At 60.9% G+C, this 23,791-nt stretch carries 26 protein-coding genes and 6 tRNA genes; 1 reads left to right on the top strand and 31 read right to left on the bottom strand.

Annotated elements, in window-relative coordinates:
- Window positions 1-46: 46 nt before the first annotated feature.
- From DWX63_RS03160 to serS, 6 genes are all read right to left on the bottom strand, one after another.
- Window positions 47-123, bottom strand: a tRNA-Arg gene (locus DWX63_RS03160).
- A gap of 158 nt (window positions 124-281) precedes the next feature.
- Window positions 282-358 (bottom strand) — tRNA-Arg (locus DWX63_RS03155).
- A gap of 544 nt (window positions 359-902) precedes the next feature.
- A tRNA-Arg gene (locus tag DWX63_RS03150) sits at window positions 903-979 on the bottom strand.
- 164 nt (window positions 980-1,143) lie between these two features.
- Window positions 1,144-1,220: transfer RNA gene (locus DWX63_RS03145), tRNA-Arg, on the bottom strand.
- A 77-nt stretch (window positions 1,221-1,297) separates the two neighbouring features.
- A complete protein-coding gene (locus tag DWX63_RS03140; protein ID WP_117645937.1) occupies window positions 1,298-1,675 on the bottom strand; it encodes a hypothetical protein in 378 nt (125 codons plus the stop codon).
- A gap of 173 nt (window positions 1,676-1,848) precedes the next feature.
- Window positions 1,849-3,132 carry a serine--tRNA ligase gene (gene serS, locus DWX63_RS03135; protein WP_055285929.1) on the bottom strand — a complete coding sequence of 428 codons (1,284 nt, stop codon included), beginning with the start codon at window positions 3,130-3,132 and terminating at the stop codon, window positions 1,849-1,851.
- Window positions 3,133-3,243: 111 nt separating this feature from the next.
- On the opposite strand from serS, the gene DWX63_RS11380 reads away from it, so the two are divergent.
- Window positions 3,244-3,417 (top strand): DUF6724 family protein, encoded by a 174-nt coding sequence (locus tag DWX63_RS11380; protein ID WP_168170424.1) that lies wholly within the window; start codon window positions 3,244-3,246, stop codon window positions 3,415-3,417.
- 158 nt (window positions 3,418-3,575) lie between these two features.
- On the opposite strand, the gene proC is transcribed toward DWX63_RS11380, so the two are convergent.
- The 25 genes from proC to rsgA all read right to left on the bottom strand — a co-directional run bounded on the left by proC (window position 3,576) and on the right by rsgA (window position 23,647).
- Entirely contained in the window at window positions 3,576-4,346 is a 771-nt protein-coding gene (gene proC, locus DWX63_RS03130) for a pyrroline-5-carboxylate reductase (RefSeq protein ID WP_117628982.1), read from the bottom strand.
- 73 nt (window positions 4,347-4,419) lie between these two features.
- Complete coding sequence (rlmH, locus tag DWX63_RS03125; protein ID WP_089572673.1) at window positions 4,420-4,890, bottom strand: 23S rRNA (pseudouridine(1915)-N(3))-methyltransferase RlmH; 471 nt, start codon at window positions 4,888-4,890, stop codon at window positions 4,420-4,422.
- Window positions 4,891-4,896: 6 nt separating this feature from the next.
- Window positions 4,897-5,835 (bottom strand): SPFH domain-containing protein, encoded by a 939-nt coding sequence (locus tag DWX63_RS03120; protein WP_117628983.1) that lies wholly within the window; start codon window positions 5,833-5,835, stop codon window positions 4,897-4,899.
- A 288-nt stretch (window positions 5,836-6,123) separates the two neighbouring features.
- Window positions 6,124-6,210, bottom strand: a tRNA-Leu gene (locus tag DWX63_RS03115).
- A 43-nt stretch (window positions 6,211-6,253) separates the two neighbouring features.
- Entirely contained in the window at window positions 6,254-7,171 is a 918-nt protein-coding gene (locus tag DWX63_RS03110; RefSeq protein WP_117628984.1) for a TatD family hydrolase, read from the bottom strand.
- Window positions 7,161-8,021, bottom strand: coding sequence for a 16S rRNA (adenine(1518)-N(6)/adenine(1519)-N(6))-dimethyltransferase RsmA (gene rsmA / locus DWX63_RS03105; protein WP_117628985.1), 861 nt, complete (start codon window positions 8,019-8,021; stop codon window positions 7,161-7,163). The genes DWX63_RS03110 and rsmA overlap by 11 nt, the downstream gene beginning before the upstream one ends.
- 110 nt (window positions 8,022-8,131) lie before the next feature.
- Window positions 8,132-9,733: a methionine--tRNA ligase gene (gene metG / locus DWX63_RS03100; protein ID WP_117640791.1), complete on the bottom strand. Its 1,602-nt coding sequence runs from the start codon at window positions 9,731-9,733 to the stop codon at window positions 8,132-8,134.
- A 69-nt stretch (window positions 9,734-9,802) separates the two neighbouring features.
- Window positions 9,803-10,681, bottom strand: a complete 879-nt coding sequence (gene rsmI, locus DWX63_RS03095; RefSeq protein ID WP_117842788.1) for a 16S rRNA (cytidine(1402)-2'-O)-methyltransferase — start codon at window positions 10,679-10,681, stop codon at window positions 9,803-9,805.
- A 6-nt stretch (window positions 10,682-10,687) separates the two neighbouring features.
- Complete coding sequence (locus DWX63_RS03090) at window positions 10,688-11,749, bottom strand: glycoside hydrolase family 5 protein (RefSeq protein WP_055309641.1); 1,062 nt, start codon at window positions 11,747-11,749, stop codon at window positions 10,688-10,690.
- A gap of 297 nt (window positions 11,750-12,046) precedes the next feature.
- Window positions 12,047-12,119, bottom strand: a tRNA-Phe gene (locus DWX63_RS03085).
- A gap of 123 nt (window positions 12,120-12,242) precedes the next feature.
- The gene (locus DWX63_RS03080) at window positions 12,243-12,527 is read right to left on the bottom strand and encodes a ribbon-helix-helix domain-containing protein (RefSeq protein WP_035137167.1); all 285 of its coding nucleotides are present in this window, start codon (window positions 12,525-12,527) and stop codon (window positions 12,243-12,245) included.
- Window positions 12,502-12,792 carry a hypothetical protein gene (locus tag DWX63_RS03075; protein WP_117583813.1) on the bottom strand — a complete coding sequence of 97 codons (291 nt, stop codon included), beginning with the start codon at window positions 12,790-12,792 and terminating at the stop codon, window positions 12,502-12,504. The genes DWX63_RS03080 and DWX63_RS03075 overlap by 26 nt, the downstream gene beginning before the upstream one ends.
- 58 nt (window positions 12,793-12,850) lie before the next feature.
- Window positions 12,851-13,210, bottom strand: coding sequence for a DUF192 domain-containing protein (locus tag DWX63_RS03070; protein WP_226790440.1), 360 nt, complete (start codon window positions 13,208-13,210; stop codon window positions 12,851-12,853).
- On the bottom strand, window positions 13,207-13,683 hold the full coding sequence (locus tag DWX63_RS03065; RefSeq protein ID WP_117842787.1) for a hypothetical protein: 477 nt from the start codon (window positions 13,681-13,683) through the stop codon (window positions 13,207-13,209). Before DWX63_RS03065 ends, DWX63_RS03070 begins: the two co-directional genes overlap by 4 nt.
- Window positions 13,683-15,743, bottom strand: a complete 2,061-nt coding sequence (locus DWX63_RS03060) for a hypothetical protein (protein WP_117842786.1) — start codon at window positions 15,741-15,743, stop codon at window positions 13,683-13,685. The genes DWX63_RS03065 and DWX63_RS03060 overlap by 1 nt, the downstream gene beginning before the upstream one ends.
- Before the next feature lie 64 nt (window positions 15,744-15,807).
- Complete coding sequence (locus tag DWX63_RS03055) at window positions 15,808-16,305, bottom strand: TadE/TadG family type IV pilus assembly protein (RefSeq protein ID WP_233505636.1); 498 nt, start codon at window positions 16,303-16,305, stop codon at window positions 15,808-15,810.
- The gene (locus DWX63_RS11110; protein WP_055250538.1) at window positions 16,280-16,498 is read right to left on the bottom strand and encodes a hypothetical protein; all 219 of its coding nucleotides are present in this window, start codon (window positions 16,496-16,498) and stop codon (window positions 16,280-16,282) included. The genes DWX63_RS03055 and DWX63_RS11110 overlap by 26 nt, the downstream gene beginning before the upstream one ends.
- Window position 16,499: 1 nt before the next feature.
- The gene (locus DWX63_RS11105) at window positions 16,500-17,063 is read right to left on the bottom strand and encodes a hypothetical protein (protein ID WP_147329317.1); all 564 of its coding nucleotides are present in this window, start codon (window positions 17,061-17,063) and stop codon (window positions 16,500-16,502) included.
- The gene (locus DWX63_RS03045) at window positions 17,027-17,260 is read right to left on the bottom strand and encodes a hypothetical protein (protein WP_117628991.1); all 234 of its coding nucleotides are present in this window, start codon (window positions 17,258-17,260) and stop codon (window positions 17,027-17,029) included. The genes DWX63_RS11105 and DWX63_RS03045 overlap by 37 nt, the downstream gene beginning before the upstream one ends.
- A gap of 10 nt (window positions 17,261-17,270) precedes the next feature.
- A complete protein-coding gene (locus DWX63_RS03040) occupies window positions 17,271-17,912 on the bottom strand; it encodes a type II secretion system F family protein (RefSeq protein WP_055250542.1) in 642 nt (213 codons plus the stop codon).
- Window positions 17,909-18,835 (bottom strand): type II secretion system F family protein, encoded by a 927-nt coding sequence (locus tag DWX63_RS03035; RefSeq protein WP_117563706.1) that lies wholly within the window; start codon window positions 18,833-18,835, stop codon window positions 17,909-17,911. Before DWX63_RS03035 ends, DWX63_RS03040 begins: the two co-directional genes overlap by 4 nt.
- Entirely contained in the window at window positions 18,808-20,136 is a 1,329-nt protein-coding gene (locus tag DWX63_RS03030; RefSeq protein ID WP_006235095.1) for a CpaF family protein, read from the bottom strand. The genes DWX63_RS03035 and DWX63_RS03030 overlap by 28 nt, the downstream gene beginning before the upstream one ends.
- Window positions 20,133-21,782 (bottom strand): P-loop NTPase, encoded by a 1,650-nt coding sequence (locus DWX63_RS03025; RefSeq protein ID WP_117842785.1) that lies wholly within the window; start codon window positions 21,780-21,782, stop codon window positions 20,133-20,135. The genes DWX63_RS03030 and DWX63_RS03025 overlap by 4 nt, the downstream gene beginning before the upstream one ends.
- A complete protein-coding gene (gene cpaB, locus DWX63_RS03020; protein ID WP_233514444.1) occupies window positions 21,782-22,441 on the bottom strand; it encodes a Flp pilus assembly protein CpaB in 660 nt (219 codons plus the stop codon). The genes DWX63_RS03025 and cpaB overlap by 1 nt, the downstream gene beginning before the upstream one ends.
- 252 nt (window positions 22,442-22,693) lie before the next feature.
- A complete protein-coding gene (gene rsgA, locus DWX63_RS03015) occupies window positions 22,694-23,647 on the bottom strand; it encodes a ribosome small subunit-dependent GTPase A (RefSeq protein ID WP_199411077.1) in 954 nt (317 codons plus the stop codon).
- Window positions 23,648-23,791: the final 144 nt, after the last annotated feature.

Raw genomic sequence — 23,791 nt, 5'->3', positions numbered from 1 at the left:
TTTACGTAAAAGAAAAGCCCCCGTTGCCGGGAGCTTTAATCTCAAATGGTGCGGCGTATAGGATTCGAACCTATGACGTTCTGATTCGTAGTCAGACCCTCTATCCAGCTGAGGTAACGCCGCAACTTGTTGATTATTATGCACAGGGACTGAATAATGGTCAAGCATTTTTTCAAAAAAAGTTATCGAATTTGATTTTTAATCATTTGGAGGGCTTGGCGCGATCTTCGACGCATCGCGATATAAGAAAAGCCCCCGTCGCCGGGAGCTTTAAAGTCAATTGGTGCGGCGTATAGGATTCGAACCTATGACGTTCTGATTCGTAGTCAGACCCTCTATCCAGCTGAGGTAACGCCGCAACGCACGGATTATTATGCACGCGAGCCCCCGATGGGTCAAGCGACAATTAGAAAAAATTTTACGGAGTGATAATTAAGTTGTTCGTGCCTCGACCGAGGTTCGAATCCATGCGGTGTTGCCATAAAAGAAAAGCCCCCGTTGCCGGAGGCTTTCAATTTCAATTGGTGCGGCGTATAGGATTCCGCGCATCCGCTGCGCGGATCCGCACCGGCTTCGCCCGCCTGCCGGCGCGCTCGCCCGCGGGCTAAAACGCTCCGCGTTTTCTTGACGCCCGCGCCTCGACCGAGGTTCGAATCCATGCGGTGTTGCCATAAAAGAAAAGCCCCCGTTGCCGGAGGCTTTCAATTTCAATTGGTGCGGCGTATAGGATTCCGCGCATCCGCTGCGCGGATCCGCACCGGCTTCGCCCGCCTGCCGGCGCGCTCGCCCGCGGGCTAAAACGCTCCGCGTTTTCTTGACGCCCGCGCCTCGACCGAGGTTCGAATCCATGCGGTGTTGCCATAAAAGAAAAGCCCCCGTTGCCGGAGGCTTTCAATTTCAATTGGTGCGGCGTATAGGATTCGAACCTATGACGTTCTGATTCGTAGTCAGACCCTCTATCCAGCTGAGGTAACGCCGCAACGCACGGATTATTATGCACGCGAGCCCCCGATGGGTCAAGCGACAATTAGAAAAAATTTTACGGAGTGATAATTAAGTTGTTCGTGCCTCGACCGAGGTTCGAATCCATGCGGTGTTGCCATAAAAGAAAAGCCCCCGTTGCCGGAGGCTTTCAATTTCAATTGGTGCGGCGTATAGGATTCGAACCTATGACGTTCTGATTCGTAGTCAGACCCTCTATCCAGCTGAGGTAACGCCGCAGCGCAAGACATATAAAACCACTTTAGCTTATTGGAGTCAAGCACAATTTCAAACTTTTTTGTGGAACGCAGTCTTGTCATGCTGCTCCGCATATACCGCCATTCCCCGTACGATCGATTGGCTTTTCGATCACGTCAAACTTAGCATCAAGTTCCCTCAGGAGCGATCTCACCCGCTGGGCACAATCATAATCGGCAAACGAGATGCTCAACATGCGAGCAACCTGATTAGATGTCTGGACCCCATAGAAATGCTCTAGGGCCACAAGCCCCTCGTGCGCCACAAACGTCTCAACCACATGAGGCGACTCCTCGTAGCACCATTGCGTCAACGGCCCCTCGCTCGTCTGTCGAACCACCAGGCCACCCATGCCAGACGGCTCACACGTCACAAGCAGGTACTCCCCGCCCTCGTCGCTCTCAAACAAAACCACCCGATCATCAAACAGCTCCATCGCGTCCCCTTTCTCTCGCTCTTATTTAGCAAAAGCATAGCAGGTAGATGGCTGCATACAGAACAGTTGTTCGTGTGTTTTCTATTGAGCTGTCCGCACAGCATGGTATGGACCTGCGCACGAAATAGGGCGCCCCCGAAGGAGCGCCCTTGCATATCGCCTATGCAGCCAAGTTACGCGACCGGCTCGATCTTCTCGAGGCCGCCCATGTAGGGACGCAGGACCTCGGGGATCGTGATGGTGCCGTCGGCGTTCTGGTAGTTCTCCAGAATGGCAGCCATGGTACGGCCAGCCGGCAGGCCGGAACCGTTGAGGGTGTGCAGGTAGCGCGAACCCTTGAAGTTCTCGGGGTCGCGATACTTGATGTTGGCGCGGCGAGCCTGGAAGTCACCGCAGTTGGAGCAGGAGCTGATCTCCTTGTAGGCGTTGTAGCTCGGCAGCCAGACCTCGATGTCGTAGGTCTGACGGGCAGAGAAGCCCAAGTCGCCGGTGCACAGGCTAATCACGCGATACGGAAGGCCCAGCTGCTGCAGCAGGTACTCGGCCTCGGCGGTCATGCTCTCGAGCTCCTCGTCGGACTCCTCCGGCTTAGCGAACTTGACCATCTCGACCTTGTCGAACTCGTGCTGACGGATGATGCCACGGGTATCGCGACCGGCGGAACCGGCCTCCTCGCGGAAGCAGGGGGTGAAGGCGGTGTAGCGGCGCGGCAGGGTGTCGGCGTCGAGGACCTCACCGGCGTGCAGGTTGGTGAGCACGACCTCGGCGGTGGGGATCAGGAAGTTGTCGCCCGAGACGTGATAGGCGTCGTCCTCGAACTTGGGCAGCTGGCCCGTGCCGAACATGGTCTGACGCTTGACGACGATGGGCGGCCACCACTCCTTAAAACCACGGCTGGTGTGCGTATCGAGGAAGAAGTTGATGAGGGCGCGCTCAAGACGGGCGCCGGCGCCACCGAGAACGGTGAAGCGGCTGCCGGAGAGCTTGTTGCCGCGCTCGAAGTCAAGGATGTCGAGGTCGGTGCCCAGATCCCAGTGCGGCTTAAAGTCGAAGTCGAACTCGCGCGGGGTGCCCCAACGACGGCGCTCGATGTTCTCGTCCTCGTCCTTGCCGTACGGCGTGGCCTCGCAAGGAATGTTGGGCAGGTGAGCCATGAAGTCGTACTGCTCCTGCTCGAGGGCGGTGCGGCGCTCGGCCAGACCGTCAATCTTCTCGTTGACGGCGCGCACGGCCTCCTTGGCGGCCTCGGCCTCGTCCTTCTTGCCCTCCTTCATCAGGGCGCCGATCTTCTTGGACTCGGCATTGCGCGTGGCTTGAAGTTCCTCAACCTCGGTGATGACGGCACGACGCTCGTCGTCGAGCTCAAAGAACTTCTCGCGATCCCAAGACGTCTGGCGGTTAGCCATGGCGACATCGATGGCATCGGGGTTCTCGCGAACAAACTTGATATCAAGCATTAGATCCTCCGGCGATATACATTCCATTTAGGTTGCAACCTTGTACATGTATGGGCAAGTATATACTTATGAGCGTTTACGACCCAACTCAACTACGCAAGAAGGCACCCAATGGACGCAGTTTTTTCCTTTTTGTTTGGCACCCGCACCGGTTTTGCCATCCTTTTCGCCGGCGGCATCCTGCTGTTTGCGATTATTGCCTTTGTAATGGAGAAGCGCACCCATAAGATGTATGTCGACCGCGGCCCCAAGTCCGAGGACGAAGAAGACAGCTTCTGGGACTAACCTGCCAAAAAGGGACAGGTTTATTTTGGTCGGTTTTATCTGGGCAAACGCAAGTGCCCCGCAACTGGAATTGAGCCAGTTGCGGGGCACTTTTCGCTAAAAGGACAAAACCGCAGGAAAAACCTGCCAACATAAACCTGTCCCTTTTTTGGTCGGTTTTACTGGAGGGTTGCGTCGATTGCCTTGACCAGGGCGCTGCGCATGCCGGCGTCCTCGAGCGCAACGACGCCCTTGATGGTGGCACCACCGGGCGAGCATACGGCATCCTTCATCGCCGCAGGATGCTGGCCAGTTGCAAGCTGCAGCTTTGCCGTACCCAGCACCATCTGGCTCACAATGCGATAAGCATCCGCACGCGGGATACCGTGCTTGACCGCCGCATCGCCCAGGGCCTCGATTGCCATGGCGACAAACGCCGGAGCGCAACCACCCACCGTGCCGCCCACAAACAGCAGGCTTGTGTCGAGCTCGACCACCGCACCGAGCTTGCCAAGCAGATCAAGCACCACTGCGCTCTGCTCATCACTAAGCGTGGAAGCCTTCTCGCAAGCGATGACGCCCTCGCCCACCGAAACCGGCGTGTTGGGCACCGTCGAGATATGCGCGACGCCCGGCAGGACCTGCTCCCACTTGGCACTGTCCCAGGTCCAGGCAACCGACAGAACGACCTTTTTGGCAAGAGCATCCTTGAGCGGGGCGAATACCTTCTCGATCATGTACGGCTTGACCGCAGCGACCACGATATCGGATGCGGCGACAACCTCGGCGGCATCGTGGCAAGCGGCCATCCCGCGCGCCTCACAGCGCTCAACCAGTGCGTCGTAGCGACCCGCACAGGCGCACATGTCGCTCGCAGCTACACCGGCAGCGATCCAGCCATCGGCCATAGCGCTCGCCATATTGCCAAAACCGACAAATCCAATCTTCATATCACATAGTCCTTTCAGACACATTCCTCAAAACGAAAGCTATTGTCCCACGCCATTGTTTCGTATTGCTGACCTATTTGTGATACGGCTCGCCGCGGCTAATCTTGCAGGCGCGGTAGATCTGCTCCAGCAGCACCACGCGCGCCAAGTTATGCGGCAAGGTAATACGTCCAAAGCTGAGCATCTCGTCGGCTCGTGCGCGCACGTCATCGCTCACGCCGTCCGATCCGCCAATTACAAAGGCGATGTCGCTGTTACCACGTAGCATAAGATCATCGAGCCGCGCCGAAAGTTCCTCGCTCGAGCGCTCTTTGCCCTCAATGGCCAGCAAGATCACATGTGCTCGAGGCGGCAGGGCTGTAAGAATCGCCGCCCCCTCCTTGTCGCGCGCGACATCCACGCCGCCCGCCTTAGCCGGGTCGATATCGGCCACCTCGCGGATATCCACCTTGGCATAGGCACCTAGGCGCTTGGTGTACTCAGCGCACGCGTCCTTCCAAAAGCGCTCCTTGAGCTTACCGACGCAAACGACGGTGTATTTCACGCGCGCCTACTCCTTCGAATCGTTTTGAACTTTGCCGGCGGCCAGCATCTGCTCGAACATCGAGGCCGACTGCGAAAAGTCGCTCGGCAGCACGACCGTCGAGGTTTTACCCGTGCGAGCGAACTCCGTCATCATCTCAGACCACTGCGTAAACATGAACAGTTGGTTGGCCTCGTCATTGCCGACACCCGTCTCCTGGATGATCTCGAGCGAATCTTTGATACCCAGTGCGATGGCCTTGCGCTGGTTGGCGATGCCCTCGCCCGCCTTTTCCATTGCCTCGGCCTCGGCGGTCGCCTCGGTGACGCGCTTGATGCGGTCTGCCTCGGCGAGCTCCTGTGCCGCAGCGCGCTTGCGCTGGGCGGCGTTGATGTCGTTCATGGAGTTCTCAACCTCGGTCGGCAGTGCGATTTTGGTGATGAGCGTCGACACGAGGGTGAAGCCGTAGGCGGCCATCTGCTCGGAAACGGTAGCGTTGACATCCTTGGCGATGTCATCCTTCTTGGCAAAGACCTCATCGAGTGTGTAGACAGGAATCGAAGAGCGCAGGGCGTCGGTGATGAAGTCACGCATCTGGTCGACGGGCTCCTGCAGCATGTAGTAGCTCTTGTAGATGCCCGAATCTGCCGGGCCGGCGCCCATGTCGTAGCTCACGTGGTACTGAGCGGAGACCTCAAGGCCGATGGTCACGTTGTCCTGGGTCTTAACGTCGATGCCAAAACCGTTTTTCATGGTGCGCAGGCTCACCGTGGCGGCCTTGCGGTCGATCACGGGCACCTTCACGTGGAAGCCCGCGTTGACGATACGATTGAACTTACCCAAGCGCTCGATGATCACAGCGTGCTGCTGCTCAACGACGTAGCAGGCGTTGGGAAACAACAGCAGCAGGATGATGATGGGAATCAAAAGGCTCGTAAGGGCAGCGATGATACCGGAAAACAGCATGGTCTCTCCTCTGATAGGCACACGTTGCCATTAGGATACCCGTCCAAGGAGATCGTGCATAACAAAAAAGCTCCCATTGCTGGGAGCTCTTTCAATCCATGGTGCGAGCGAAAGGACGTCCGCGTATCCGCTGCGCGGATCCGCACCGGCTTCGCCCGCCTGCCGGCGGACTCGCCAGCTCGCTAAAAACGCTCCGCGTTTTCTTGACGCTCGCTCCTTCACAGGTTCAAGTCCCTGCGATGGGCCCATAACAAAAAAGCTCCCATTGCTGGGAGCTCTTTCAATCAATGGTGCGGGCGAAAGGACTTGAACCTTCATGGGGTTGCCCCCATACGGACCTGAACCGTACGCGTCTGCCAATTCCGCCACGCCCGCGTGCAGGAATTAGAATAACGGAGCGCCACCGCGAACGCAAGAACTATTTTTGAAAAAGTTTGCAGGCATTTTCCCAAGCGGCATGCGCGATTGTTTCGGCGTCCTCACCAGTGCGATCGACACGGTCGTTAACCAGCGCGTTTGCCGTAATGGAGATCATTGCGGGCTCGCATTCAAGACCGCGGATGGGCTCTGGAGCCATATACGGGCAATCCGTCTCGAACAAAATTCGATCGAGTGGGGTTGCCGCAAATGCCTCGCGCACGTCGTCGTTGCGCTTAAAGGTGGCCGCACCACCATAGGCGATATAGCAGCCCAGCTCCACAAAGCGCTCCATCGTGGCGCGGTCCTCGCCAAAGCAGTGCAGCACGCAACCGACCTGGGGCACGCCCACCTCACGAAGCACGTTGTACGCATCCATATGCGAGGTGCGCTCCCCATCCGAGTCCTCGTGCCGCAGGTGCAACTCCACCGGCACATTGCAGCGCATGGCGACTTCGAGCTGACGTGCCATGCAATCAATCTGCACGCTGTGGGGCGCCGGCGTGATGTCGTCGTCGTAATCCATGTGGTAGTCCAGACCGATTTCGCCAATACCGGCGCACAAAGGGTCATCAAGCGCAGCAACAACCTGTGCGTGAATGTCGTCGGTATAGTCCGGCGCGCCATACGGATGCACGCCGGCAAGATACTTGATCTGCGGGATATCCTGCATCGGCAGAATCTCGCGCGTCAGCCAGTCGCTATAGTCCGTCACGCTGCGCTTATCGGCAATGGGATCGAAGACCGTCACCAACAGGTCGATGCCTGCCGCCTTGGCACGCACGAGTGTCTCGGGCACATCCTTGCCCCAGAACGAAAGCAGATGCGCATGTGTGTCGGCAAGCGGTGCCAAGGGCACGGGACAAGCAACCGTCTTCTTTTTTTTGGTAAACGTCACGCGTTCGGCATTAAGCGTCATGGGAAAGCTCCCGGGCCAGACGGACAAAGTCGGCAACATCGAGCGTCTCGGCGCGCGTGGTGGGTGCGATACCGCAAGCCTCAAAGGCGGCATCGAGCACGTCCTTGGCAAAGCCGTTGGCGCTCATGGAATTGCGGATGGTCTTGCGACGCTGAGCAAATGCAGCATCAATCACGCGGGCCACAAATTCGCGATCGAGTCCTTCGGGCACCACACCGTCAACACGGTCGATACGCACGACGGCCGAGTCCACGTGTGGCGCCGGCATAAAGCAACGCGGCGGCACCTCAAAGCGACCCGTTACCTGCGCATACAGGCCAAGCTTTGCCGTATAGCCGCCATAGGTCTTGTTGCCCGGCACTGCGGCAATGCGATCGGCAACCTCCTTTTGCACCATGACGACGGCGCGCTTGAGCGCCGGCATCGTCTGGAAAAATTGCAAAATGATCGTCGCCGCCACGTTATAGGGCAAGTTCGCGACAAATACCGTCGGCTCACCGCCCGCAGCCTGCTCAATCTGCTCCGGGCCCACCTTAAGCGCGTCGCCCATGATAAAGCGGAAGTTGGCATAGTCGGCGGCGTGGGCGTCGAGCACCGGCTCAAGCTCGGGATCGGCCTCAATGGACGTAACGCACGCCGCTTCCTGCAGCAACGCAAGTGTCAACGTACCGCAACCCGGACCCACCTCGAGTACGCGCTCGTCACCTGCAAGCTCGGCAAGCTCGCAGATACGCTCGATCACATGATTGTCGATTAGAAAGTTCTGGCCCAGGCGATGCTTGGTCGCAAGGCCAAACTCCTCCAGCAGCTCCCTTGTTGCCGTGGGGTTTGCCAAAGGCGAAGTTGTCATAGTTGCCTCCTTAGCATGATGGCGGCGTCTTGAAACGAAAGGGCATGGACCGTTGCGGCCATGCCCTTACAGCTAAACAGCAAATTGCCGATATGGCGCTCGCGCGGTCTCTACGCCAGACGCGGGAACAGCGGATCGCCCTTCTCGACGGGCTGACCACCAGCAAGCAGGCCCCAAGTGCAAATGCCCTTGAGGTCGTCGCTCGCGGCCTCGCCCTCACAGGACAGGCGGCGCAGAGCCTCGGCAGAAGTCTGGGGCATGAGCGGCATCAGCAGGTGGGCGGCGATGCGGATGGCCTCGAGCAGGTTGTAGATCACAAATGCCAGCTCGTCAGCCTTGGCCTCGTCCTTGGCAAGCGCCCAGGGCTCGGAGTCCTCGATGTAGTGGTTGGCGGCGTGAATGAGCTCCATGACCTCATCCTTGGCTCCGCCGTAATCGAGCACGTCCATCTTGGCCATGTAGCGGTCGACCAGGCCATCGGCAATCTTTGCCAGCGGGTTATCGAACGCGTCGGCAGACGCCGGTTTAGCCGGGGCGCAGCCGTCAAAGTACTTTGCGCTCATGTTGAGCGAGCGCGAAATGAGGTTGCCCCAGCTGTTGGCCAGATCGGCGTTGTAGACCTGCTCCATGCGATCGAAACTGATGGCGCCGTCGGTGCCGGGGACCACGTCGGTCATAAAGTAATAGCGGTAGCCCTCGACGCCCAGCATGTCGATAACATCCTGCGGAGCGATGGCGTTGCCGCGGCTCTTGGACATCTTCTCGGCCTTGCCGGTCTCGGCATTGCGCACGGTCAGGAAGCCGTGGGCAAAGACGTGCTCGGGCAGGGCCTCGCCGATGGCCATGAGCATGGCGGGCCAAATGACGCAGTGGAAGCGAATGATGTCCTTACCCACAATATGGAACTGCGCGGGCCAGCGATAGGCCAGCTCGGCACGGGCCTCGTCGGTGTCGACACCGTAGCCGACGGCAGTCATATAGTTGAGCAGCGCATCGAACCACACGTAGGTCACGTGACCCTCGTCAAACGGGACCTGGATGCCCCAGTCAAAGCTCGTACGGCTCACGGAAAGGTCGTTAAGGCCGCCCTCGACAAAGCTACGTACCTCGTTCATGCGGAACGCAGGCTCGACAAAGTCGGGGTGCTCGTCATAGAGCTTGAGAAGCTTGTCCTGGAAGGCGGAAAGCTTAAAGAAGTAGGACTCCTCCTGCACGCGCTCAAGCGGACGGTGGCAGTCGGGGCATAGATGCTGGCCGACGCTGCCGTACTCCTCGTCGCCCTTCTGGACCTGCGTATCGGTGAAGTAGGTCTCGTCAGGCACGCAATACCAACCGTCGTAGCTGCCCTTATACAGGTAACCGGACTCCTTCATGCGCTCCCACAGATACTGCACGGCATGATGCTGGCGCGGCTCGGTGGTGCGGATGAAGTCGTCGTTGGAAATCTCGAGCTTGCTCCAAAGCTCCTTGAAGTGCGGGGCCTGGCTATCGGTCCACTCCTGCGGCGTCATGCCATGCTTGGCTGCGGCCTCGGCGACCTTCTCGCCGTGCTCGTCCATGCCGGTCAGGAACTTGACGTTATAGCCGGCGGAGCGGCGATAGCGAGCCTGAACGTCGGCGATGATGGTGGAATAAGCCGTGCCCAGGTGCGGATCGGCGTTGACGTAGTAGATGGGCGTCGTGATAAAGAACGAAGGCTTGCTTTGATCCATGGGGTTTGTCCTCCAGAAAAACGTTGCATACAGGGGATGATTCTAGCGCAAGGGCTGGATATCCTCCATCTATTGCATATCGAGCACCATGGCATAGACATCGCGCTTGCGGCGCGAATACTTCTGAGACAGGCGCTTGGCCACCGCAGAGGCGGGCTCCCCCTCCTCGAGCGCGGTGCGGATATCCTCGCGCAGGGCCTCGTCGGGATCCGCTACCGCAGCGCCAACCGGCGCGATGCCGGCCTCCTCGTCCTCGCTCGGCGGCGCGATGACCAGCGCAATCTCGCCCTTTACCTCGCCGCGAGCACGCAGCTCCTCGGCAAGCTGGTCAGCGGGCCCGCGCAAGACCTCCTCGTGCAGCTTGGTGAGTTCGCGGCAGACGGCAACCTCACGCTGGGGAAAGACCTCCGCCACGGCCTCGAGCGTCGCCACGATACGATGTGGAGACTCGTAGAAGATGAGTGCGCCAGGCACCACGGCAAGGCGCTGCAAACGGCGCACACGGTCGCCGTGCTTTCGGCCCAAAAAGCCCTCGAAGAAAAAATGCTCGCAGGGAATGCCGGACGAAACGAGCGCCGTGACGCAAGCAGAGGGCCCGGGAATAACTTCGACGGGCACATCGGCCTCACGCGCCGCCTCGATCAGCGCCTGGCCGGGATCGGACACGCTCGGCATGCCGGCGTCCGAGGCAAAGGCGAGGGTCTCCCCCGCCAGCAGACGGTCGACCAGGCCGGCAGCGCGGCTAGCGATCACATTCTCGTCGCAACGGACAAGCGGCTTGGAAATGCCCAGGTGCATCAGCAGCTTTGACGTCACACGCGTGTCTTCGCAGCAGATGACATCGGCAGCGGCAAAGGCCTCGCCAACGCGCGGGGACAGGTCACCCAGGTTGCCGATGGGCGTGCCGACCACATAGAGTTTGCCCGTATGGGCGCTGTTTTGCGTCATATCAACCTATTCAATCATGCCGCGCTCGAGCGTACCGAGCGCCGCGCGGGCGTCCCATGCTGCAATGCGCTTCTCGGTCTTCCACGTTTGGAAGAACCAACCGGCAGCCGGCGCAAACGAAGCCAGCTGGTTGGCGATAAACACGCGCTCGTAGGCATTGCGGCCCTCGGGCGTAACCGACGAGTTGGCAAAGATCGCCGCGCCCGACCATTCGCCCACCAGCACGGGGAACCCAGTCGAAATCGCTTCTTTAAGCTCGCGCTTGTTACGCGAAATCGCCGTCGTCAGCCCGCGAGGGCTCGTGATGTCGAGCGCATACTCGTCGCGGTAATGGTACAGGTGAAGGTCCATGTAGACGTTCTTGTACTTGGCGCCGCGCATAAAATGCTTCCACTCGCTGGGATGCCCCGACGACGAGAAGACGACGATCTTATCCTCGGGCATATACGAACGGACGAGCTCGTAGGCATCGCGATAGAAATTGCGCAGGTAGTGAGCAGGAATGCCATCCGTCATGGTGAAGAGGCTCTTGCGAACGCTCATCTGCGGCGTGTCCAGCAGCTCAATGCCCAGCAGGCTCTCGGCCTCGCCATAGCGATCGGCCAAGCGCTCGAGCACGTCGAGTGCGACATGACGGCCGTTGGTGGACGAATGCCACTCGGCAACAGCCTCCGGCGTGGTGGGCGAATCGTTGGAATCGCCCTGGCCACCGGGCACGGTTGCCAGATCGAGCAGCACGCGGATGTCGTACTTGGCAGCCCACTCAATTGCGCGGTCGATGTAATCGACAACCGATATGTAGGAGGCATCGGACTCCTGTGAGCCAAAGGCATACCAGGGCACCGGCAGACGCACGGCATTGAGACCGATCTGCGCCATGCGGCGAAAATCGTCCTCGCTCACAAACGTCTCGTAATGGCGGCGCATGCGCTCGTTATAGGCGGCGGTACCCATGGCCTCCTGTAGCTCAGCCGCGTTGGATGCACCGGTCGCCGCGTACAGCGACGGGGTCACCCAAGGCTCGGGAATAAACCAGCCAGAGAGATTAACGCCGAGTATCCTCTCCATCACTGCCCCCTTCGGATCATGCAGGTCGAACCCGCATCGTATTGCATAGGATAAGTATCGTTTTGAGTATACCCGCGTGTGCGGACAGGCGACCGAACGGTCTGCAAAGTGACGCGAAAGTGGGAGGAATGTCTGGGAGCAGACGGACTCGGAATGGTGCGACGAGGTGTGTACGCGCGCCGGAGGCAGGCACCGGAAAGTGTGTCCCGTTCTGAGCCCTTATTCTGGGACGCAGTTTCCGCAGAACCCTACATAAAAGAAAAGGACCCCTTTGCAGAGGTCCTAGTCAATTCAAGGTGGCGGGGAAGGGAATCGAACCCCTGACACGAGGATTTTCAGTCCTCTGCTCTACCAACTGAGCTACCCAGCCATTTGAGGTGTGCCTTGTTTCAAGGCTTGATTAGTATAACCAAGGACGCGTTCCGGTCAACCGAGAATTTCAAAAAAGTTTTTGAGCACAGCCTCGGTTCTTTAAATCGGCACGTCAGAGGCATCAGCCGGCAGCAAGAAGTTTTTCGCTCAGAGCCGCACGGGCAAACTCACTTGGCGTCATCCCCTCGGCAGCCGCCCGTCGACGAATGGCCTCCTTCATTCCCAGAGGAATCTTGACCGACAGCGTTGCCGTCCCCTCACCCGAGAGTGGGGGCCGTCCATGCACGATCCCACCAACGGTGTGTTCGCCATCCGGAAACTCTCCGCGCTCGTACGACTCGCACCACGCGTCAATCATTTCATCCGTTACAACCTGACCATTAGCGGCCGTATACGTCTTGCCCATCATCGACCCCTTTGCCGAGCCCGTTCAATCTCCTGCCAAAATTTCTTCTGGACTGGAGACAAGGCATGAATGATAAGCCCCCACGGACAAGCTCGACCGCGACAAGCTCCACGCTTCGTCCGTCTGGGAGCCATCCAATCGCAAGCCATCTCGGCGGCTCGTCCTTCGGCTCGCGACGAATGCACTCAGTAACCGCAAGCCAAGCGCTAAGCACCTGCTTTTCCGTCAGGTGCTTTTTAGCGTTGGGATGGATCTCAACATCCATGCATCTTCTCCTCCATCTTACCCAATTTCGTATGACGAAAGTCCGCTGTCGCCAATTCTTAAGCCGGCACGCGTTGGAGAGCAGGGGTCGAAACAATGATTGAAGGACGCTCTAGTACGGCCCAGGCGCCGGGGCAGGAGCACATACGCCAGGGACGTACGTTTTCGTAGCATACGAGGACATAGCCACGTGCATCGATAAAGGCGATATCGATGGGATAGGCCATAAAACACGTATGGACCGAAGAGCAGCGTGGAAATGCCATGACGAGCGGCAGACCGTTGGCGGCAACCGGACACCGTCCCAGCATGCCGCGCAGGCGCACGGCAAACGACTCCGCCACCGCAAACTCGGCCGGCGTCCAGCCCAGCCTATTGAGTGCCCGCGCGTAGGCGATGTAGGACGAGACCGCGGTCACATGACCGCCCCCGGACGCCATGGGTCGACCGTCACCGCGCGCTCGTGCGACAACGTTGTCGGCGCCCCCAGCGGAACGCCAGCGATGCTGAGAGAAGTCGGCCACGGCTCATAGTGCATGGTGCAGGTGTAGGTCCTAAACGTACCGGATAGGGAGAGCAGGCCACCATCCGATGCCTCCGCGCCTTGCTCGCTCGACACTTCGATCTGCAAGTCATAGCCTTCCATGGCATTCAGAATTTGAGTCCGGACCGTCGCCGAGGCATCGACAGAGCTTTCGTCGCCCTCCCCGCTCGGCGCCACGGCGTGCGCCAACACGATGTCGGGCACCACGCGGTCGAAGCGCGCGACAGCGCTGGCATAGATCATGACGTTGTATACGATGAGTGCCAGCACCAGCAAAACGGGCGTAACCACTGTTATCTCCACCGTCGCTTGGGCGCGCTCCTCGCGCAGACGCATGCGGATACTCATTACGACCCACCGCCCAGAGCGCCAACCAGCGTGGCGACATCGACGGTGAGCGGGATGGAGCCGCCGCCGGGCAGAGGAATCTCCGCAAGCGTGAACACCGTACCGCTGATGGTGCGTTCGACTTGATATTCCAACGCCTCGCAAAGCGCCTTGGGATCGGTCACGCCCAACGGAATACTTCGCAGTTTGTCTTGCGCTTGAGAGAGACCAGCAATGTCAGACCCCGGGCTCTTAATGACGTTGGCGGAATCAGTCAGCACCGGCTTTCGCAGGCGCAAGTCGCACGGTTCCAAACCCAGCGCCGCCACGGACGCCGAAACGGTATCGCCGAGCCACGATGCGATGGAGCCCAACGCGCCGCTGCCCCCTCCTAGGCCTTTAATCATCTCGTCCATAAGTTCGTCGGCCGAACCTTGGATGTCTCCGTATCCCACAAGCAGCCGTCCCCAGACATCCATGACGCCATCGAGTACGCCGGCAACGCCACCCGAGCGTTCCTTCAATGTCGAGAAAAATCGCGAAAGCACGTTGTTTTGCGCCGTCGCCTCATCGGGCGCCAGCACCGCGGCAGAGATGGCACCGCGATCGCCAAGCCTGACTGCCGTGTTAAACGAAGAGTTGAGCTCATCGGGGCTCGAGATGGCACCCGAAACCGCAAAGGCAACCACGCCGTTGCGACCGGGCGGAGCGATACGCGGACGCTCGCCCGAAAGCGCTTTAATGGCCTGGTCAAACGCATTGCCCGCACGGTCGGCTTCGTCCTCGGTCTGACGCTCGAGCTCGAGCTCCTTGTTGCGACAGTCGACGTAGTCCTCCAGGGCGTCTTTAAACTTGTCAAAGTGATACTCGAAGCCGTTTTCGATAGAGCTTGAAGGCGCCGCAACAGCACCAAGCGACAAAACGCCAAAATGGCATTTGCTGCATTTATCCTGTCCATCGTAATCGGCAACCGAAGCAAATCCGCTCGACGTCCCTTTCTTATAGTTGGGGCAGGTCGTCCCGTAATGCAGATACGCCTTGTCATCGTTCACGCTAGTCGGCCACACCGCATCGGTATAGAGTTCCGTCGCCCGAACCTCATCAGAGTTGCGCGGCAGCAGCGGAATATAAGAGGAAACCCTGTCTCCGTTCTCGGTTATATGTGCCCGATCGACCTCCGCGCTCGCATAGGTATAAAACGCCTTACGCGCCGCAGACTCTGCCTTCATCTCGACACTCGAGCCGCGGGGCCTCTCATTTGTCAGACGCCAATGGTAGTAGTCCTTCGCGCGATCAAGGGCAACTTGGGGCTCCCACGTAACGCTCGATGAGTAATGCGGATTTTGAACACCGGAGAGATCCGTTAGGCTTTTCGCACGCTCCCACATGCAAGAACAGCTGCCGACCGAGCCCTTGTCAGACCCACCACAATCCGCCAGCCAAGCGCGCTCCTTTGCCTTCGCCGTCTCCTCCGAGGCCTTCCGCAGCTCCTCGGCCGCACGCTCTAAATCATCTGATGTGTCTTTAATGGTATCGGTCGAGATCTCTGACCCTTTGAGCGCAGCAAAGTCCGACTCGGATGTCCTGGGCACGGCAAGCGCCGTACCGGTATAGGTCACACTATCGGTATCCTGCGCCGACACCGCCTGCGTGGCACGCGCGGCGATCAGATACGGCAGAGCCGTCTCGATTTTCTGTAAGCCTTCCGATGCGCTTTTGGCAAACTTGTTGCGCGTTTTAATGATCTCGATCCCGGTGTCGACCATATTGCCGGCAACCGGCTCGGCACCCGGGATGAGGATGGCGACCAGGCCCGTCCCGATCGTGGCAAACCCCGCCAGCCCCAGACTCAAGATACTCGCATCAACCACCGTGGCAGCCGTGTGATAGGACGACACTACGTTGGCACCCGCCAGCGCGCCGCTATCGGCCGCCACCTGGGTGTCCCCGGCACGCGACATGCTCCATATCGCCGCGGTCGACGAAAACAACAATGTGAGCACCACTAGGATGACCACGGCAGAAGAAAGCGTGGTATAGGCGCCGTCTTCGATAAACAGATCGACACCGGCTCGACCCATAAAGCCGCCTCGCTTGCGATGGCAGCTCGGACGGTGCGTCAAAACGCGTCTAGACCAGAAACGCTTAATCCCATGCAGCAATCCACGAATCATAATCTCCCTCCAGCCATTCGGGACGCGATTGATACGAGACATCGACCTTGAGCTCAACGTAGCCGCCCTCGGCGGTACCACCCATAGCCTGCGCAAACGCACCGATCACAGGCAACGGCTTGACCTCGCCGGAAACGGACACGGACGAGGCGCCACCCGCACCGACCCGGCCAAGCTCGATATCCCACGACAGCGGCCCGCCGGCATGAAAGATCGAAACGTTGGGCACTGCGGCAAGTCGGCGGCGGGTGAACTCCTTAAGATCGTCGTCCTCCGCCGTCGTCGTGGTCATGAGCCGCGCGGTCTCGGCGGCGGCAGACTCCATGACCGCGCGCGTATAGAGCAGACACGCCGGTTGCAGTGCGAGAAGGATGAGCGTCAGAAACGTCGGCAGCAAAAAAGCGGCCTCGACCGTAGACTGCGCCCGGTCCTCGCGCGCGATATCAATACAGCGCGATGTCCTCAGCACCCGCAGCAGCGTCGACAACCGATGTCGAGGTGACGCCGTGAGACGCCGCCCGCTCGACCAGCGCCGCCAAGCGCCCATCGGTGCCAGCACGCCAAAGCCCCGCAATCGCCAGCACGATCGATAACAGCGCCACCGTGACGATGGCGTATTCCACAGTCGCTTGGGCAACCTCTTCACGCAGAACGCCATGCATTTCACGACCCCTCCTTTGAGCTTATTGTTTGCGGAACCAGGCGCACGGCGCGCAGGCGACACGAAGTATCACCAGCATCCGCGGCAACCGTCACCATATCGACCCAGCCGCGTCCGTCACGCACGATGGCGCCCCACACGTTTCCCTTGATGTCGAGATAGCCGCTCAGAGCAAGTTGCGCCGTGGGTACCTCGCGATAGGAACGCAGCATATCCGCCGCCGCTTCGGTCATCGGTCGGTCCTCGGACCATGCAAGCCGGACCACAATCGCGTTGCCCCCAGGCGAATCCGTCGCAGTGCCAGACCGCTTGTCGAGCGTCCGCAGAAAGGTTTGCGCCGTGACAGCGACATCCGAATCGTCCGCATCTCGCATCTCATCTTTTTGAGACGCCACCGCCGAATCTGAGCCCAAATCGGAGGCGGTCCCAGGACGCTGCTGCCGCGCGGCGTTAAGCCCCCAAAGCACCGCCGCTATCGCCACGGTCAGGCAAGCAAACACCAGCAGCACCCCGACGGGGCGCTCGCCCTCTACAGGCTGTTGATGCCCTCGCTGATAGCGTTCCATAGATCTTGGACCTTGCCCTTAAATGCGACGATGGCGATAATCGCGATCACCACGAGCACGCCGACCAAGATGGCATACTCGGTGGTACCCTGCGCACTCTCCTCCTGCAATAGTTCCTTGGCGCGCTGACGAACATGTGCCGCCCGGCAAAACGCCCAGCCCTGCACCTTGCCAGCAGTGTCAGTCATCGTGTTCATGTATTCCTCCCTACATCATCCCGCCTGCTCCCAGCAGCGGGCCCAATATGGACAGAAGCAACGCCGGCAAGATGAGCGTGCCGGTGGGAATCAGCAGCTTGACGGGCGCACGCTCGATCTCGCGCTCGACCGCGGCGCGATGAGCCGCACGGATCTCGCGACTTTGAGCGGCCAGCGTCTCGGCAAGTGGGGCACCCAGGGCGAGCGCCTGCCCCACCGTGATGGCAAAGGTCTCGAGCGCTCGCACGTCCAGGTCGCGCGCGGCGGCCAACAACTCGTCCTCACGCGTGCCCACGCCCACCTGCCACGCCATGCAGGCGCGCTCAAGGCGAAGAGCCAGCACTGACCGGCGGTTGGCGCAGAAAATCTCAAGCGCCGCATCAAACGAAAGGCCGGCCGAAAGACCCAAGCGCACAACATCGATCATCTCGGACACTTCGCCGAGCGACACTCGCGCCGGGCCGCCCGCTCCAACCGCGCCCTTCACTCGCGCGGTCAGAGCATCGACCACCGAGCGACCCGCGGCAGCGACCAGCACCGCCTCGCGCTTGCAGGCCCCTGCGATCTTGCGTGCATCCGCCCGATCCAAACCCGTCGCGACAAATACACTCAGGGCGCACAGGCAAGCCGCAACTGCAACCGGGGCGCTCATAGCTCCACCCGCATAATGCGCCGGATAACCACCAGGGCAACGGCGTTGAGGGCAAGACCCAGCACCACAGCGCCCGCGCCGGCAGGCGTCGCAAGACCGCGACGAAAATCTGCCGAAAGCAGCGCCAACACCGCGCACATGCCCGCCGGCATCGCCGCGACCATATGCGCAGACATGCGAGCCTGCGACGTCTTAACATCCAGGCGGCGCTTGAGCTCAATGCGCTCCCCCACCATGCTCGACGCCTCGGACAGTAAGTCGGCAAGCGGAGCGCCGGTGCGCTGAGACACCTTAAGCGCCAAGGTCACAAGCGAAAGACCGGGGGCGTCGATACGCACGAGCAAGTCATCGAGCGCGTCGGTCGCCGAGATGCCGCAATCGATCGCCGCCGCCACCCGCAAAAACTCGGTATGCACTGGCTCTTGCGCATGAGCGCCCACAAAGCGCATGCCCTGGGCCAGCGAATGTCCCGAGGCAAGCGACATGGAAAGTGCGGTAAACGCCTCGGGCATTGCCTCTTCTGCATCGTGTTGCTCGCGCCGGCTCTCAAAGCCATCCCGAGCGGCACCAACGGCAAACGGAGCAACAAGTCCCAAGGCAAATCCGAGGGGCGATAACGACACCATCGTTAGTAAAACGCAGCAGACACCGCTCGATAGCAGCAGAAACGCCAAACGTCCCGAAGCATCTTCGATCACGAGGCCAAGGCGATGCGCCGGAGCCAGCGATGCCCACGAACGGGCGATCTTTTTCAGCAGATCGTTTTCCACCAGCTCACGCGGCAGCTTCTCTGCCACCGTCTCGAGCGCCTGACGTGCCAGCTCCGCCGGCGGTACCTGCGGCACACGAGGTTCCGCCCCGCACGCCGTCGCGACAGAAAGCCCTGCCAAGCCCCCTACGACGAGGGGCACAGTGATCTCCATTCGTCCACCTCCTCTTGTGTGAGCGTCCCCGACCGCAGGCCTTCTGCGATAAACGGCGGCTCGCGGTCAAGCGTCCAGGTGCGCTCGGCGGCATCGAACGTCACATAGCGCTCGAGCTCTACGCCGCCCGATGCGGCGCGTCGCACCCCCGAATACGAGGAGACGAAGCGCCTGCCATCGGCGTGGCGCTCGGACATCACGATACCGTCGAGTGCCATGGCAATCTGCTCCTCGATAAGCTCACTCGGCAGATCGATCCCATAACGTGCAAGCAACGTCAAACGCACCACGGTCTCCTGTTCTGAACCCGCATGAAGTGTGGTGAGCGATCCGTCGTGGCCCGTGTTCATGGCCTGCAACATGTCGCAGCACTCGGCACCGCGCACCTCGCCCACCACGATGCGGTCGGGGCGCATGCGCAGGGCATTAGTCACCAGGTCGCGGATCGTCACCGCGCCCTCACCCTCAATTGAAGCCTCGCGCGCCTCTAGGCGCACCACGTGCGGATGATGCGCAAACTTGAGCTCGGCAGAGTCCTCGATCGTCACGATGCGCTCGCCGGTGGAAATCTCACATGACAACGCGTTGAGCAGGGTGGTCTTACCAGATCCCGTGCCTCCCGCAACCGCCAGGTCTTGTCGCAGCGACACCGCACACGACAGCAGCTGCGCATACCAAAGCGGCAGCGATCCCAACCCCACGAGCTCGTCCAGCGAGCAGATACGGTCCGAGAACTTTCGGATGGTGAGGATTGGCCCGTCGATCGCCACGGGTGGAATCACCGCGTTGACGCGATAACCCGTCTTGAGGCGGGCGTTGACGATGGGGCTACGCTCGTCGATACGACGGCCGAGCGGCGAGATAATGCGGTCGATAAGCACACGGATCTGCTCATCATCCTCAAACGCATGCTCGATGGGGTACAAGACGCCGCCGCGTTCAAAGAAAGCCGAGCGACAGCCGTTGATCATGATCTCGGTAACGGTGTCGTCCTCGATGAGCGGCTGCAACGGCCCCAAGCCCACCACGTCATCCAAAATCTCGTCGATGATGGTTTCGCGCTCGGGCGTCGCGAGATCGGTCGGCTCCTCAACATTGAGCGCCGCCTCCACCGCAGGACGCAATTCCGAGCGGGCAAGTGCCGGGTCGATATAGGCGCTGATACGCGCCACTTCGTCGTAACCCATGCGGTCCATCACGGCGCGCTTGGTGCGTCGTTTCACCGCGCGGCGACGCCCCGCATCTACAGGCGCTGCCGCCGCTGCAGCGCCGGCAGCCTTAATCCTCGTTTGCAGGCTCATCGCTGATCACCCTCGCGCAACCAGGGAAGGCGGATACGCGGGCGTTCGGTACGCGTTGCACGGTCGGCGACCATATCGCCCCAAGGGCCGACGGCGCACCCCAGTTCCACGAGCATCTCGCGCGTGGCCTCGCGCATGCTAGTCGCAAAAGCACTGGTCTGCCCCACCGCCTCGTCAGCGCGCCCAAACGCCATGAGCGCGGCGAGATCCTGCCCGCCATCGGCGATACGAATCTTGGAGCTCAACGCACAGGCAATCTCAAAGCGCATGGCGACGTCCTCGTCTGCCCCGCGCGCACCGAACCGGTTGAACACGGCGCTCATGCGCGTGCGCGGCACACCTACTCGACTTGCCAGTTCGATGACGCGCGACGCCGATGTCGCGGACGACACCGCAGCATCGCCAACGACCAGGCAACGGTCGCTCGCCGCCACCGCAGCCGCCACGGCGTCGCCCCAAAAGACCGAGGTATCGATAAAGACCACGTCGGATTCGCGACGCAGGACATCAAGCAGTAGCTCCACCGGACGTGCCATGAGCTCGGCTTGCTCGGGCGCCGCGACGGGACCCCAGAGCGTAACGCCCGGCGCCACGCGCATCGATGTGGCTACGATATCCGGCTCGGTGAGCGCGCCCGCCGCCGATGGCTCGATAAGCGCCGCCATATCGCGCGGAGCATCGACACCTAACAAGTCGTAAAGGTTTCCAAACATCAGGTCCAGGTCGAGCACGGCGGCACGCAAGCCCAACAGCGACGATGTGTGTGCCATGGTGGCAACGATCGTCGACTTGCCGCAACCGCCCGAACCCGAAATGGCGCAGATGACCGGAGCTCGACGCTGCGGAGCGGCAGCGTCTGCCGGCGGCATCGGAGGCGGCGGTGCGGGCGTCGGTGCCAGCGTCCCCGTCTCCTCCGCCGCAACCACACGCTGCGTCCAAGCCGGCATGGCAGCTTGTTCGGTCTGCGAAGCAAGCTCGTTCTGCGCAATCTGCTCATGCTGCATCAGCGACAACTCGCCGCACCCGGCAAAGCCCTCAACTTCGTCGAGCTCATCCACCAGATGCACGCCGTGCACGTATCCCATATCTACAGCCGGGGAGTCGCCAGCATGCTGCGCCGGCCCTCCAGCGTCATCGCATACAAGGGGGTTCCGGGGGCGCCGACCATGCTCGGCTTCCGCTTTTCCATAATCATCAACACGCGGGCCTCTTGTAGCGCGAGGCGCCCCGGGTTCCCTATCAACAAAAGCATCGGGCTCAATCGTCATGCGCCGATCGGAATCAACCGCTCCCTCGCCCGCGCGCCCGTTGCCGCATATACTGTGCGCAGCGATGACCTCGGTCGCCCCCGCGCGAAACAGCCCCTCGATATCCGACGGATCGAGCGCTTCTATCAACACGACCACGCGACTCACGCGGCCTTCGGCCGTCAGGCGCGCAACAGCCTTGCGAACATCTTCGGTATCAAACAGAGACGCCGCGATGATGGCAGCCCCGCGGCGCGACGGAAACGCCCGCGCCATGGAAACCAGCCCGTCCAGGTCACCCACGCGAAGCACCTGTGCACCCGCATCACGGCCCTCGACTTCCCGCTGCAACAGCCCGTAATCGCCGCACGCGCAGCACGCAAGCCAGATCGCCTTCATCACTCGTCGCCTCCGCTCTTTTTGCCGCGCGCCGTGGCGGGAATCGTCAAGCTGACCGTTCCCTTGCCCGAGGCGCCCAGCAGTTCCTTGACGTCTTCGGGGTCAGCCGCCAGCGTCACCCATTCGATCTTGCCCTCGCGCGTGGCACCGGAATCCTCACTGGTATCGATCACGTACGCACCGCACAGCCGATCGGTTACGCCGTCTTTTTGCACGTACACGTCCACGTAGCTGCCCACGCCCGCAGCACCGCCGACCGAGTGCTCGGCATCGACCGCCACCGAAACGGCGACCTTGCCCTTAGGCACCTCGAGCATGTGGCTCTCGGCCTTGGTGTAGACATTGCAGATCACGGCGTTTTTGGGAATACGCGAAGTCGTCACGTCGCCGCGCACCTGGCGTAGCTCGGTCGCCGCGTCACGCGGCAGCAGACTCGTCAACCACTCCTGGGTTATGACATTGGTCTCATCGAGGGTCTCGCCCACATCGATATCGCGCGCCGCGACGCATACCTCGACGCGATCGCCACCGTACTTGGCCAAGGTCTCAGCCTGGACCTGTTCGGCTTGCGAGCGGATCGACGAGCCGTAAACCATGCAGAGCAGAGCAGCGAGCACGCCCGCGACCAGACTGATGGCGATGCGCTTGCTCTTGTTCACGGCCGCTCCTCTCATGGCAGTGCCGGGCGAATGCCCGTACCACCATTGTCTGGGCGGTCAGAGTGCAAAGCGGCGCAATCGCAATCTTGGTTTTCAATGTCAAACCAATCGCTGACCAAAAGCTGAACAGCCCGTCAAGCTCGTGACAAGGTTTTGGTCAGCACGTCAGCAAACTGCATGTTTCGAGGCTTTTCCGCAGCAAAAAAGCCGTCTCCCGAACAGTTGGGAGACGGCTGTCATAGATAAATTCAATTACAGATGGACATCGGGATCGAGCATTTGAGCGCTCACGCGCATGGATGACGCCAGATTTTGGAACGTTTCCAGACGCAGGCCGTCGATCTGCCCGGCGTCCTCGGCCTCGCGAACGGCGCAACCCGGTTCGTGGGTATGCGTGCAGTCGCCAAACCGGCACGCACGCGATGCCTCGACAATCTCGGGGAAGGCGCGTGCCAGACCCCGCTCGTGACCCACGAGCGGCAAACTGCGCAGACCCGGGGCATCGGCGATCACGCCGGCGTCGCCCGGCAGCGCCACCATCACGCGCGCGACGGTAGTGTGACGGCCCTGGTCGTCGCGTTCGCGCACACCGCCGGTCGCCAACGTATCGTGGCCCAGCAGCGCATTGAGCAGCGTCGACTTGCCGGCACCCGACTCGCCCAGAATCATGGCGCAGCTCCCGGCAGGCACGCAGGCACGGACCTCGTCCAGGCCGCGGCCCTCGGCAGAGGACGTCACGATCACGCGCACGTCCGGACCCACCAGGCGGCGCACGCGGTCCAGATCGCGCTCGAGCTCCTCGGCATCGCAGCGGTCAGCTTTGGTGAGTACCACCACCGGCTCGGCATCGCAGTCGAGCGCCAATACCAGCGAACGCGCCACGCGGTCGAGCAGAACCTCGCCGGCACCGAGCGCCTGCACGATTAGCACGCTATCCACGTTGGAGCAGAGCACCTGGCGCTCTCCGCGGGCTCGGCCGCGCCAACGCTCAAAGCTCGTACGGCGCGGCAGCACGCACTCAATCACACCCATATCGTGCCCGGGAGCGCGGCGCACCGCCACACGGTCGCCCACGGCAGGCAGAAGGACCTCGTCCTCGCCGCGCGACTTGGCAAACCCCACGGCATGCTCGGCGCGAAAGGTATCGTCGGCGGTCGCCACCAGTGGAAACCCGCGATCCAAGCGCACCACGGCGCCAAGCTGCATCTGCTCGGGCTCCTCGGCATGTGCGCAGAAATCATCAAAGGCAGTCTGCTGAGCTTCATCGACCGGCAGGTCATCGAACGCCGGAACGTCCTGCAGCGCGTCGAGTCCCGGCACGCTTGCCAGCAGCTCCTCAGCAGATGCGGG

It is taken from the genome of Collinsella sp. AF20-14LB (genome assembly GCF_003459505.1).
In the GTDB taxonomy this organism is placed as follows: Bacteria; Actinomycetota; Coriobacteriia; order Coriobacteriales; family Coriobacteriaceae; genus Collinsella.
The sequence above is the reverse complement of the archived record's forward strand: the minus strand, read 5'-3'. Positions and strand labels throughout refer to the sequence as shown.